The sequence below is a fragment of the Hyphomonas johnsonii MHS-2 genome, assembly GCF_000685275.1.
GTDB classification, from domain to species: Bacteria; Pseudomonadota; Alphaproteobacteria; order Caulobacterales; family Hyphomonadaceae; genus Hyphomonas; species Hyphomonas johnsonii.
In genome coordinates this window covers 268014-280789 of record NZ_ARYK01000001.1, presented here as the reverse complement: position 1 = coordinate 280789, position 12776 = coordinate 268014, and the positions used below count along the sequence as shown (strand labels likewise).

Sequence of the window (12776 nt, the reverse complement as noted above, 5' to 3'; positions counted from 1 at the left end):
AGTGTCGGTCATCACGCGCGCGGTCCCGAGGACAGCGGTGCAGGCAAGAAGGAAAACGGTATTGGATCTCCATCTCAAAGGCAAGAATGCAGTCATCCTGGGCGGTACCCGCGGCATCGGCCGGGCCATTGCGGATACATTGGCCGCCGAAGGCGCAAACGTCGCCGTCTGTGCGCGCAACGCAGGCCAGGTGACCGAAACGGTCAAGGCGCTTGAAGGGCTCGGTGTGAAAGCGACCGGCGCATCCGTGGACATTACCGACGGCGAAGGCCTGAAAGCCTGGATCGCCTCGGCCGGCAAGGAACTCGGCGGGATCGATATCCTCGTGTCCAATGCCGGCGCCATGGCACAGGGCAATGCGCCCGACGCCTGGAAACAGAATTTCGAGCTGGACGTGCTGGGCGCGGTCAACGCGTTCGAGGCGGCCGAGCCGTTCCTGACACGGGCCGCCAAGGCCTCGGGCGACGCCGCTTTCGTGATCATCACATCGATCTCGGCTGCAGTTGCCGACCGTGGCGATTCCTACGGGCCGATGAAGGCTTCCCTCATCCACATGGCGAAGGGCCTTGCGCGGCAGCACGCCGCCAACGGCCTGCGCGTGAACACGGTTTCGCCGGGCATGGTCTATTTCGAGGGTGGCGTCTGGCACATGGTCGAGACCAACCAGCCGGATTTCTTCAAGCAGGCCCTCGCCCGCAACCCGACGGGCCGGTGCGCCACAGCCCAGGAGATCGCCAACGCAGCCGTCTTCCTGGCCAGCCCGGCCTCCTCCTACACGACAGGGTCAAACCTCATCGTCGACGGGGCGATATCCAACCGGGTGAATTTCTAGCGCGTCAGGCGCATCAGGCGCTGCCGCGCTCACGCCCTGCGGGCGGGAATCACGGCGACCGTGAAGCGCGACAGGCACACCAGCCGGTCGGATTCATCGGTAATGCGGATGGTCCATATCTGGGTCGTTCGGCCCAGCGCCTCGGCCTTGGCGGTGGCAAAGACAAAGCCGTCCTTCACCGGGCGGATGTGATTGGCGTTGATCTCGAGGCCAACGCCGACGCTCTCGCCCGGATCGAGCACAAGGTTGGCCGCAATCGAGCCGACCGTTTCGGCCAGCGCCACAGATGCGCCGCCATGCAGGCGCCCATGCGGCTGAATCGTGCGGTGATCGACCGGCATGCGCGCAGTCAGCGTGTCGTCGCCAATGCCGACGAGCGTGATGCCGAGCAGGCCGCCCATCGTATCCTGCTGGGCAGCGCTGATTTGGTCGAGATCAATATTGGTTTGCCGCCAGATGGACATGCGTGAGCCTTTCAAATTGTATCGGGGAGGAACGGAATTTCGCGCGCCCTACAGCCCACCCAGCCAGTCCAGCAGCAGCCGGTTCACCTCGTCGGGCCGTTCCTGCTGGGTCCAGTGGCCACAGCCTTCGAGCAGGGTGGCGCCGCGCAGGTCGCCGAGGTTTTCCTTCATCGCACCCAGCATGTCGCCGGGAGACATCTTCAGCACGAGGTCTCGTGTGCCGCCGATATAGAGCGAGGGCTGGGCGATGGTCATCGGGGCGGCATGCGCCGTCAGGAAGGCATGGTCGCGGTGCCAGTTGCGATACCGGTTGAGCGGCCCGCGAAAACCGGACTGTCGGAACTGGGCATCGTAATAGGCGACGTCTTCTGCCGACAGCCAGGGCAGCGGCATGGGTGGTTCCGGCAGGCGGTGCAGCAGCGTGTCGCCATGCTTCTTGTCGGTGGGCCATGTGCCGTCCGGCGCGTCGCCAGAGATCGCATAATAGAACTTGCGGATCGTCTCGGCCGGGTCGTTTTCCAGCTCGGCCTCGGGCGGGCCCTCGTCCTGGAAATAGACCTGATAGAAGAACAGGCCGCGATCGGTGAAGAAGGCCCGCACGGCATCGATGAACACGATCTCGTTCGGCGGGATGTAAGGCACAGACAGGCCCGCCACCGCGCGGAATGTGTCGGCGTGCAGCCGGGCCGTGTTCCATGCGATCGGCGCGCCCCAGTCATGGCCGATCACGACGGCTTTCTCGCCAGGTGACAGGGCATCGGCCAGACCGGCAATATCGCCGGTCAGGCTTTCCATGTCATAGGCCTCGACGGCGTGGGGCCGGTCGGACCCGCCATAGCCGCGCACATCGGGCGCCGCGACGCGGTAACCCGCCGCCGACAGCGCCTTGATCTGGTGACGCCAGGAATACCAACTCTCCGGGAACCCGTGCACGAGAATGACGAGCGGGCCCTCGCCCGCTGTCGCCACGCGCAAATGGATGCCGTTGGTTTCGACGCGTTGCAGGTCTGGCGTCATGGCGGGCTAGTCGTTTCCGCCAATCCAGTCGAATTCCGGCTCTTCCCACCAGGGGAAGAAGTTCGGCATGCCGTCGGACACTTTCACCGGATAGACCGGCTGGCGCTTCTCGAGGAAGCTCATCACGCCCTCTTTGGCGTCCGGCGTCTTGCCGCGCGAATAGATGGCAGCGGAATCGACGATGTGCGCTTCCATCGGATGGCTGGCGCCCAGCATGCGCCACATCATCTGGCGGGTCAGCGTTGTCGAGACGGCTGCCGTATTGTCGGCAATCTCGCGCGCCATGGCCTTGGCCACGTCGAGCAGTTCGGCCTGCGGGTGCACGGAGAGGACAAGGCCACCGGACAGGGCTTCGGAGGCCGGGAAAACGCGGCCGGAATAGCACCAGGCAAGTGCCTGCTGGATGCCGACAAGGCGCGGCAGGAACCAGCTGGAGGCCGCTTCCGGGTTGATGCCCCGGCGGTTGAACACGAAGCCGAAGCGGGCCGTGTCAGCCGCGATACGGATATCCATCGGCAATTGCATGGTCACGCCGATGCCGACGGCCGCGCCGTTGATGGCGCCGATAACGGGCTTCAGGCTGTTGAAGATGCGCAAGGTCACGCGGCCGCCACCGTCGCGCTGGATGTCCTCGTCCTTGCTGCGCCCTACTTCGCCTGTGGACGCGCGCGCGTCATAGTCGAACGTCTTGGCGCCTTCGGACAGGTCTGCCCCGGCACAGAAGGCGCGTTCGCCCGAACCGGTGACGATCACCGCGCGCACGCTGTCGTCGGCGTCCGTAATATCGAACGCCTCGATCAGTTCGTACATCATCTTGCCGGTAAAGGCGTTCATCTTCTCGGGGCGGTTGAGCGTCAGGATGGCAATGCCGTCCTCGATATCCAGGATAATCTGTTCGAACTGCTTTGGCTGGGCCATGGTCTTTCTCCCTCGGGGTCATCGTTGGCCCCACACTGCCTGCGCGGCGCGGCAGGTCAAGCGCGCCCCAGCGGAAACCGGGTGCGGCTTGACCGTCCGGCGATTTCGCCCTGATAGTCGCGCCAACCCGCAAATGACAAGGCTGATCCCATCATGAGAATTACCGACCTGGCCGTCCTCGGCGCCGCTTTGATTGCTGCAGGCAGTGCCGCGCATGCAGACCCGGTCTATGTCAGGGCCGGCACGCTGATCGACCCGGTTTCCGGCAATGTCACGCGCGCCGCCGCAATCGTGATCGACGATGGCAAGGTCATCGCATCCGGCACCCAGAGCGCCTTGAAAGTCCCGAAGGGCGCGACCGTGATCGACCTCGGCACCGAAACGGTCATGCCGGGTTTCATCGACATGCACACCCACCTGACAGGCGATGCCGATGTCGGCGCCTATGAGTCGCTTGGCTTTTCGGACGAGCGCGCAGCAATCACCGGCGTCAAGAATGCCCGGCTGACCCTGCTCGCCGGCTTCACCACTGTCCGCAATGTCGGTGCCGACAGCTATGGCGACATCGCCCTGCGCGATGCCATCAACGAGGGCGACGTGCCCGGCCCGCGCATGTACGTCTCCGGTCCGCCCGTGGGCATCACCGGCGGCCACTGTTCGGACATCAACCTGCTGCCGGCAGAATACCACCTGACAGGTGAAGGCGTCGCCAATGGCCCGTGGGAGATGCGCGCCAAGGTCCGCGAGAACATCAAGTATGGCGTCGACCTGATCAAGACCTGCTCGACCGGTGGCGTCTTCTCCAAGGGCACCAGCCTCGGCGCGGCCCAGGGTACGCTCGAGGAACTCACCGCGATTGTCGAGGAAGCCCATGCCCGCGGCCTGAAGGTCGCGAGCCATGCCCACGGCACGACCGGCATCCGCAACGCCCTGCTCGCCGGTGTCGACACGATCGAACATGCCAGCATCCTTGATGACGAGACAATCGCACTCGCCAAGGAGAAGGGCGCCTACCTCTCGATGGACATCTACAACACCGAATACACGCTGGCCGAGGGCGAGAAGAACGGTGTGCTGCCGGAATCCATGGAGAAGGAGAAATCGATCTCCCGCATTCAGCGCGCCAGCTTCACCGCCGCCAACAAGGCCGGGGCGAAAATGGTGTTCGGGTCGGATTCCGGTGTCTATCCGCACGGCGACAATCCGAAGCAGTTCTCCCGCATGGTCCAGTTCGGCATGACGCCGATGCAGGCGATCACTGCCGCGACCGCCACCGCCGCCGAAGCGCTGGACAAGACGGGCATGCTCGGTTGCCTTGACGTTGGCTGCGCCGCCGACCTTGTCGCCGTCAGTGGTGATCCGCTCAAGGACATCTCGATCCTGGAGAACGTCGACTTCATCATGAAGGCCGGCCACGTCTACAAGCAGGACGGCATCGAGGCTGTGGGAATCCGCTGATGCCTGAATGGCTTTCCTCGATAGACCCGACGACACTTGCCGCGCCACTCTTCGTGCTGTCGGTCGCCTGGGAATGGTGGGCGGTCAAGACCGGGCGCGCCAAGGGCCGGTACGAAACCAAGGACGCGATCGCCTCGATGGCCATGGGCATGGGCAATGTCGTGGTGAACACGCTGACCGGCTTTGCAACGCTCTGGCTGATGCTCCTGGCGTGGCCCTATCATCTTTCGGTATCGACGATTTCCGGCTGGGGCTTTGACGGCATCCCGTTTACCTGGTGGAGCGTGGCACTGGCTTTCCTCATCTACGACTTCACCTATTACTGGAAGCACAGGCTGGCCCATCGCATCCGCTGGTTCTGGATGGAACACGTGACCCACCATTCCAGCACGCACTACAACCTCACCACGGCGCTTCGTCAGCCCTGGTTCGGGCCGTTCACCGGCCTGATCCTGCTTGGATTACCGATGGTGCTGATCGGCTTCCACCCCTACCTCATCTTCTTTGTCGCCGGGCTGAACCTGATCTACCAGTTCTGGATCCATACCGAGGCGGTGGGCCGCATGCCCGGCTGGTTCGAGGCCGTGTTCAACACGCCGTCGCATCACCGCGTCCACCACGCCACCAACCCGCGCTATCTCGACTCCAACTATGCCGGCGTGTTCATCATCTGGGACAAGATGTTCGGGACATTTGTCCCCGAGCTGGACGCCGAACAGCCGATCTATGGCATCGTCAAGCCGCTCACCAGCTACAATCCGTTCGTCATCGCCTTTCACGAACTGGGCGGACTGTTGCGGGATTGCGCCCGTGACGGCTTCCGGCCCGACCGCTGGATCCGCCGCGCGATCAATGCGCCGGGCTGGAGCCCTGACGGCCAGCACAACCGGTCGGTCGAGTTGAAGGCCGCCCATGTTTCGCAGCATCCGGAACTCGCCGGCTCGCCGGGCCTGCCCCGCGCCGACACCCGCGCGCCATGAACATCACGGCGATCATCGCCCGGCACCCTGCCGCACTCACCCGGCGCGACCCCGGGGAACGGATCCGCCAGGCCTCATGATTGTCCGCACCCTGACCGGCATTGACCTTGAGCGGGCCCTGCCCGCCCTCGCGCATCTCCGCATCCAGGTATTGCGCGCCTTCCCTTATCTCTACGCCGGCACCACGACCCGCGAGCAGGCCTACATGCGCAGCTTCGGCGCGGCGCTGGACGCCCTCATCGTGGTCGCTGAAACCGACCATGGCAACATTGTCGGCTGCGCGACGGGGTCGGCCCTGACGCGCCGGGATGCCGCATTTGCCAGCCCGCTCGAAAACGCCGGGTACAGCCTCGCCTCGACCTTCTATTTCGGCGAATCCGTGCTCCTGCCAGCTTATCGTGGCCGGGGGCTGGGCAATGCCTTCTTCGATGCCCGGGAGGCACATGCGGTCGTCAATGGCTACAAGCGCGCGTGCTTCTGCGCCGTCGAACGCCCGGCCGACCACCCGGCCCGCCCGGCGAATTACCGCCCCCTCGACGCATTCTGGACCAAGCGCGGTTACCGCAAGCTGCCGGATGCCACCTGCCAGTTCGACTGGCCGGAGACGGAGCATGGTCCGGACCTCCCCCACCCCATGAATTACTGGCTGCGGACGTTCTGACACTTTCCCCAAGGTCCCCAGTGGACGCAGGCAGCAGGACAGGTAAGCTCTGCCCAGCAGCATGGCAGGCCCCGCCAGAGGCGCCGCCACCCACGGAGAAACCAATTCATGCACCCCTTCCACCACGCCAAGGCCCGCCCCGACCATCCCGCCTACATCATGGCGGGCAGCGGCGAGGTCGTCACCTTCCGCCAACTCGACGAACGCTCGAACCAGATTGCCCACGCGCTGCGTGCGGCCGGCTGCAAGCCCGGCGACACGATTGCACTCTATGCCGAGAACTCGCCCCGCTATTTCGAAATCTGCTGGGCCGCCCAGCGTGCGGGCCTCTACTATGTCGCGGTCTCGTCCCGCCTGACCGCATCCGAAGTGGAATACATCCTCACCGATTCCGGCGCACAGCTGTTCATCGCCGGGCATTCCAAGCGCGACGTCGCCGTCCAGGCCAAGGCCGCAACCAGTCTCGATCACTATTGGTCAATCGATGGTGACATTCCGGGCTTTGTTGCCCTGGAAACGCACAGGGCCGGGTTCCCCGCCTCACCCATCGCCGACGAGATGGCCGGCACCGACATGCTCTATTCCTCCGGGACGACCGGACAGCCCAAGGGCATCCGGCCGCCGCTGGAGCCGAACCAGCCGATCGACCAGCCGAACGTCCTCGGCGACATCCTGAAGGCCCTTTCCGGTGCCAACGAGGATTCCGTCTACCTGTCGCCCGCCCCGCTCTACCATGCCGCGCCGCTACGCTACTGCATGTCCTTCACGCGGCTCGGCGCAACGCTCGTGATCATGGAAAAATTCGATCCGGAAACATTCCTGTCCCATATCCAGCACTACAAGGTCACCCACATCCAGATGGTGCCGACCATGTTCGTGAAGCTGCTGAAGCTGCCGGAAGACGTACGCAACACGTACGACGTCTCCAGCCTCAAATGGGTTGTCCACGCGGCCGCGCCCTGCCCTGTGCCGGTCAAGGAGAAGATGATCGCCTGGTGGGGCCCGATCATCGACGAGTATTATGCCGGCTCGGAAGGCAACGGCATGACCTGGGTCAAGAGTCCCGACTGGTTGACCCACAAGGGCACCGTCGGCCGGGCGATCTGGGGCGAACTGCACATCTGTGACGAGAACGGCGACGAAGTGCCGGTCGGCGAGGAAGGCCAAGTCTATTTCGGCGGAACGCCTCCGCCGAACTATCACAATTCGCCCGAGAAGAATGATGCCGCGCTCAACCCCAAGCATCGTGACTGGTCGTCGCTCGGCGATGTCGGCAAGGTCGACGAAGACGGCTTCCTCTACCTGACAGACCGCAAGGCCTTCATGATCATTTCCGGCGGCGTGAACATCTATCCGCAGGAGACGGAGAACATCCTGATCACCCACCCGAAAGTCGCCGACTGCGCGGTCATCGGCGTGCCTGACGAGGAATTCGGCGAAGCCGTGAAGGCGGTGGTCCAGCCCATGCCCGGCATCGCCCCATCGCCCGAACTCGCCGCTGAACTGATGGCGTTCTGCCTGGCCAACCTGTCGAAACTCAAATGCCCGAAAAGCATCGACTTCGAACCGGACCTGCCGCGCCATGCAACGGGCAAGCTCTACAAGCGCCTGATCCGCGACAAGTATTGGGGCAAGACCGGCAGCCGGATCATCTGACATGGTTCAGGCTGGCGACTGGTCGATGCTCGACAATTTCGAATGGGCCAAGGGCTATGCCCCGCGGTTCGGCCTGACGGGTGCGCCAGCCTGGAACGCAAACAGCGGCCCTGAAGAGCGGCTGTCTGGAATTTCACCCAATAGTGCGGCCAATCCGCTGAGAATGCCCAGCTCGAGGATCGGGATGAGGATCACGCTGACGCCAGAATACAGCAGGCCCTTCCAGAAACGCTGATCTGGTTGTTGTGATGGTTCTCAAGCAGCCCACCGCTTGGGGAAGTATTCGGCAGAATCATCCCGCCGTCCAGCAAATTGACGCTCGGTAAACCTTGCCCGATCGCGCCGCCCGCGCCAGAACAGGCATAAGGACAAACTCTGGAGGAACTCCTTTATGGCCAACCCGAAAAAAGTCGCCTTTGCCGACCTGGAATCCCTCGCTGGACAGGAAGTCGGCGTATCCGACTGGCACCTGATCGACCAGGACCGTGTCAACAAGTTTGCAGACGCGACTGGCGACCACCAATGGATCCACGTTGATGTCGAGCGCGCCACCAAGGCCATGGGCGGCCCGATCGCACACGGCTTCCTCACGCTCTCGCTTCTGCCGATGCTCGGATCGGAAGTCCTGAACGTGTCCGGCGTCACGCGCGGCATCAATTACGGTTCCGACAAGGTCCGCTTCACCAACATGGTGCCCGTCGGCTCCAAGGTCCGCCTGCGCCAGAAATGCAAGTCCGTCACCGAGAAGTCCGGTGGCAAGCAGATGATCATGGAAAGCACGGTCGAAATCGAAGGCCAGGAGCGCCCCGCGCTCGTCGCTGAATCGATCACCGTGCTTTACGGCTGATCCATGCCTATATTGGGAGGGAACCACGATATGGAGCCCTCCCGATGACCAAGACCAAAACCAAGATTCAGCGTTCGGACCGCGAATGGCGCGAACTCCTCACCGAGGAAGAATTCCGCGTGGGCGTCAAGGAGGGCACAGAGCGTCCTTTCACGCCCGGCAGCTTCAATGACGAGAAGCGCAAGGGCCTGTTCCACTGCAAGGGCTGTGACACCGTTCTCTGGTCGTCGGAGCACAAGTTCGAAAGCGGTACCGGCTGGCCCAGCTTCTGGCAGCCCGCCTCGCCCGACGCTGTCGCCACCAAGACCGATTTCAAGATGATCATCCCGCGTACCGAATGCCATTGCGCCACGTGCGGCCTGCACCAGGGCCACGTGTTCAAGGACGGTCCGCCACCGACAGGCGAGCGCTGGTGCATCAACGGCATCGTGCTCGATTTTCGCCCGTCGGAATAGGGCTGGACAGACCGCTCCGCCCGCTGGTCCATTCGGGCGTCTCGAAACCGGAACAGGGAACGCGCCCATGCGCCTATCATTTCTCCTCGCCACCATCGCGCTCCTGACAGGATGTACCATGACTGACCGAAAGCTCGCCGCTGACACGGCTGCTGCCCCGGCCGCGCCTGCCGCAGCCACCGCCCCCACCGCCCCTGTCGCCCCCCGCATCGACCACGAGACCACGCAGGTCGGTCGCACACGTAACGACCCCTATTACTGGATGAAGGACGACAACTGGCAGGAGGTCATGCGCGACCCCACCGTGCTGCGCGAAGATATCCGCACCTATCTCGAAGCCGAGAACGCCTACACCAAGGCCGTCCTCGAAACCCCGACCGAGGCGCTGCGCGACGAATTGTTCAAGGAAATGCGCGGCCGCATCAAGGAAGACGACAGCACGGTCCCGGAGATTGACGGCCCGTGGGCCTATTACACGCGCTACCGTCAGGGCGGCGAATATCCGATCATCGCCCGCCGCCCGGCGACAGACGCCTTCAATCCCGATGCGCCCGAGACGATCCTCCTGGACGGCGACGCGATGGGCAAGGGCAAGGACTATTTCGCCTTCGGCGGCATCGACACCAGCCCCGACCACGAACGCGTCGCCTATTCGATCGATACGCAGGGCAGCGAGTTCTACCAGATCCACGTCCAGGACATCGCCAGCGGCGAAGAAACCGCCGCGATCATCGACAATGCCTATGGCAGCTTCGAATGGTCGGCCAATGGCCAGGCCATCGTCTGGGTTCACCGCGACGAGAACGCCCGCCCTGACGCGGTCTACCAGCGCAACCTCGCCACCGGCGAAGACACGCTGCTGTATGAGGAGAAAGACCCCGGCTTCTTCGTCGGCATCGACAAGAGCGTCAGTGAAGAGGTGATCTTCATCAACGCCTCCGGCCACACAACGTCGGAAATCCACTGGTTCAAGGCCAGCGAGCTGAACCCGGTCCTGCACACGGTCGCACCGCGCCAGACCGACAATGAATATTCGGTCGTCCACTGGGCCGGCCAGTTCTACATCATCACCAATCTCGACGGTGCGATCGATTTCAAGATGATGAAGGCGCCGATGGAGGCCACCTCCCGCGACCAGTGGGAAGAGGTCATCCCGCATCGCCCCGGCACGCTGCTGCTCGGCATGCAGCCCCAGAAGGACTATCTGGCCCGCATGGAGCGCGAGAACGGCCTGCCCCGCATTGTCGTGCGCGCCCGCGCCGATGGCGCCGAACATGAAATCAGCTTCGACGAGGCGGCCTACGATCTCGGCCTCGACAGCGGCTATGATTTCAACACGCCGATCCTGCGTTTCGACTACGCCTCGCCGACCACGCCCGACCAGGTCATCGACTACGACCTCACCACCCACGAACGCACCCTGCGCAAGACCCGCGAAGTCCCCTCCGGCCACAATCCGGACGACTATGTCTCGGAGCGCGTCATGGCCCCGTCATGGGATGGCGAACGGGTGCCGGTGACGCTGTTGCGCCGCAAGGACACGCCGGTCGATGGCACAGCCCCGCTTCTGCTCTACGGCTACGGCTCCTACGGCATTACCATCCCGGCAGACTTCCGCACCGGGCGCCTCAGCCTGGTTGATCGCGGCTTTGTCTACGCCATCGTCCACCCGCGCGGCTCGATGGCCAAGGGCTATCAATGGTATCTCGACGGCAAGCTCGAGAAGAAGGCCAACACCTTCAAGGACTATATCGCGGCCGGCCATTACCTGGTCGACCAGCACTATACGTCCAAAGGCAGGATCATCGGCCACGGCGGGTCGGCAGGCGGCCTGCTGATGGGCGCTGCGGCGAACATGGACCCGGAACTCTTCGCCGGCATCATCGCCGCCGTGCCCTTCGTCGACGTGCTCAACACCATGTCCGACGAGAGCCTGCCGCTGACGCCGCCGGAATGGCCCGAATGGGGCAACCCGCTGACCAGTGAAACCGACTATGACACCATCCTCGCCTACAGCCCGTACGACCATGTCACTGACCAGCCCTACCCGGCCATGCTGATTACCGGCGGCCTGTCCGACCCGCGCGTCACCTATTGGGAGCCCAGCAAATGGGCCGCGAAGCTGCGCCACGAAGCACCGAATGGCGGTCCCTACTTCCTGCGCATCAACATGGAAGCCGGCCATGGCGGCGCATCCGGGCGCTTTGAGGGCCTGAAAGAAACCGCCATTGAATACGCCTTCGCCCTCGCCGCCGTCGGCAAGACGGACGCGCTGAATCTTTCCGGGGACGACTGAACTTTTTCCGGCGGCCCGGCGCGCAAGCGTTGCCGGGTCGCCGACTTTCGACCAAACGCGAGAAAGCGGGGTTGGATAGTCTCACATGGTTGGAAGACTTGGGCTGCTTTCGGCTTAAGAGCGGACATAGCGGCAGACTTTGCAGAACGTCAGCTTTTCACCACATCCTGCCGCTGCCGCCGGGCTCTTTGGCTGGCACAAAGCGTCACTCGTGAAGGCGTCATTGCCTAACCGAGCTTACACCGCATGAAGCGCCAATCATGGTGCAAGGCCTGTGGCACCTCAGCCTCGGCATAAGCTGGAATGTCGATGAACCCCGCCGCTTCGTAGAGGCGATGGGCAGAGTTCATGAAGGGGCCGGTGTCCAGAACTAGCTCCCGATAACCAAATGATCGCGCATCTGCGATGAGCCGATCCAATATCTTTACCCCGACGCCACCGCCTCGGACCGCCTTTGGGACGTAAATGCGTTTGATCTCGCCGATGTCACCTCCGACGCGGCGCATCCCTCCCATACCAACTGCAGTCTTCTCATTCAAAACGAGATAGAACACGCCATCCGGAGGCGTGCCTTCGCAAAGCTTCTCTAATTCGCGATCCACGTAATCTGGAATCGAGGCGCCCAAGAGATCCGACAGCACGAGTCCAAACCGCTCCTGCACTGCGTCGCCGATCCACGTGAGATATTCGACATTGAAGCGTTTGAGCACGTCACGATCGCGCACCAAGTCCGCTCGTATGAACTGCAAGCTCATTTGCTTCCCCGAAGCCCTTTCGACGTGAGGCCCATGCTATGCCGTCGGCTGGAGCTTGGAAACGGCTGAAATCACACCGATGGCGAGATCGTAGTGCAAAAACGATGGCGTCGGACGGCGACCGGCAACACAGGGCCCATAGCGGCCACGAGTGAATCCCGTTCGCAATGGCTGCTCCTGACCAACAGGCAAATATTGTAAAGTCCTGAGCCCGGTTCATGTGAGGCCCGGAAGGCCGATACGGGAGCCGCCATGGAAGGCCTCACTGGCGCGTCGGGCATTTCCTCACTGAAATCGGGTCTCGCTCGATTTCAGGCGCGTTGCGCCACCGTTTGGAAATGGTCGGAGCGATAGGATTCGAACCTACGACCCCTCGCCCCCCAGGCGAGTGCGCTACCGGGCTGCGCCACGCTCCGACTCTGGCGGCTTGTAACCAA

Annotated in this window: 13 protein-coding genes and 1 tRNA gene; 9 read left to right on the top strand and 5 right to left on the bottom strand. The window is 63.3% G+C overall.

The window, feature by feature from the left end:
• Positions 1-61: 61 nt before the first annotated feature.
• The gene (locus HJO_RS01440; protein WP_035612815.1) at positions 62-832 is read left to right on the top strand and encodes an SDR family NAD(P)-dependent oxidoreductase; all 771 of its coding nucleotides are present in this window, start codon (positions 62-64) and stop codon (positions 830-832) included.
• A 29-nt stretch (positions 833-861) separates the two neighbouring features.
• Here the strand turns inward: HJO_RS01440 and HJO_RS01435 are convergent, their stop codons facing one another.
• Genes HJO_RS01435 through HJO_RS01425 form a run of 3 tightly spaced genes read right to left on the bottom strand, consistent with a single transcriptional unit; the run spans position 862 to position 3231 of the window.
• The gene (locus tag HJO_RS01435) at positions 862-1296 is read right to left on the bottom strand and encodes a PaaI family thioesterase (RefSeq protein WP_035612812.1); all 435 of its coding nucleotides are present in this window, start codon (positions 1294-1296) and stop codon (positions 862-864) included.
• Positions 1297-1344: 48 nt separating this feature from the next.
• Positions 1345-2313 (bottom strand): alpha/beta fold hydrolase, encoded by a 969-nt coding sequence (locus HJO_RS01430; RefSeq protein WP_035612809.1) that lies wholly within the window; start codon positions 2311-2313, stop codon positions 1345-1347.
• A gap of 6 nt (positions 2314-2319) precedes the next feature.
• A complete protein-coding gene (locus HJO_RS01425; RefSeq protein WP_035612806.1) occupies positions 2320-3231 on the bottom strand; it encodes a crotonase/enoyl-CoA hydratase family protein in 912 nt (303 codons plus the stop codon).
• A 153-nt stretch (positions 3232-3384) separates the two neighbouring features.
• On the opposite strand from HJO_RS01425, the gene HJO_RS01420 reads away from it, so the two are divergent.
• The 8 genes from HJO_RS01420 to HJO_RS01385 all read left to right on the top strand — a co-directional run bounded on the left by HJO_RS01420 (position 3385) and on the right by HJO_RS01385 (position 11584).
• A complete protein-coding gene (locus HJO_RS01420) occupies positions 3385-4689 on the top strand; it encodes a Xaa-Pro dipeptidase (RefSeq protein WP_051617950.1) in 1305 nt (434 codons plus the stop codon).
• Complete coding sequence (locus tag HJO_RS01415; protein ID WP_035612802.1) at positions 4689-5669, top strand: sterol desaturase family protein; 981 nt, start codon at positions 4689-4691, stop codon at positions 5667-5669. Before HJO_RS01420 ends, HJO_RS01415 begins: the two co-directional genes overlap by 1 nt.
• A 76-nt stretch (positions 5670-5745) precedes the next feature.
• Positions 5746-6330 carry a GNAT family N-acetyltransferase gene (locus HJO_RS01410; RefSeq protein WP_035612799.1) on the top strand — a complete coding sequence of 195 codons (585 nt, stop codon included), beginning with the start codon at positions 5746-5748 and terminating at the stop codon, positions 6328-6330.
• A gap of 108 nt (positions 6331-6438) precedes the next feature.
• Entirely contained in the window at positions 6439-7986 is a 1548-nt protein-coding gene (locus HJO_RS01405; protein ID WP_035612796.1) for an acyl-CoA synthetase, read from the top strand.
• A 1-nt stretch (position 7987) separates the two neighbouring features.
• Positions 7988-8221, top strand: a complete 234-nt coding sequence (locus tag HJO_RS01400) for a family 1 glycosylhydrolase (RefSeq protein WP_035612794.1) — start codon at positions 7988-7990, stop codon at positions 8219-8221.
• A 156-nt stretch (positions 8222-8377) separates the two neighbouring features.
• Positions 8378-8833, top strand: a complete 456-nt coding sequence (locus HJO_RS01395; RefSeq protein ID WP_035612792.1) for a MaoC family dehydratase — start codon at positions 8378-8380, stop codon at positions 8831-8833.
• Positions 8834-8877: 44 nt separating this feature from the next.
• Positions 8878-9288, top strand: a complete 411-nt coding sequence (msrB, locus tag HJO_RS01390) for a peptide-methionine (R)-S-oxide reductase MsrB (RefSeq protein ID WP_035612790.1) — start codon at positions 8878-8880, stop codon at positions 9286-9288.
• 118 nt (positions 9289-9406) lie between these two features.
• A complete protein-coding gene (locus HJO_RS01385; protein ID WP_156945380.1) occupies positions 9407-11584 on the top strand; it encodes a S9 family peptidase in 2178 nt (725 codons plus the stop codon).
• A gap of 227 nt (positions 11585-11811) precedes the next feature.
• Here the strand turns inward: HJO_RS01385 and HJO_RS17440 are convergent, their stop codons facing one another.
• Positions 11812-12339 carry a GNAT family N-acetyltransferase gene (locus tag HJO_RS17440; RefSeq protein WP_051617948.1) on the bottom strand — a complete coding sequence of 176 codons (528 nt, stop codon included), beginning with the start codon at positions 12337-12339 and terminating at the stop codon, positions 11812-11814.
• 339 nt (positions 12340-12678) lie between these two features.
• Positions 12679-12755 (bottom strand) — tRNA-Pro (locus HJO_RS01375).
• Positions 12756-12776 lie beyond the last annotated feature (21 nt).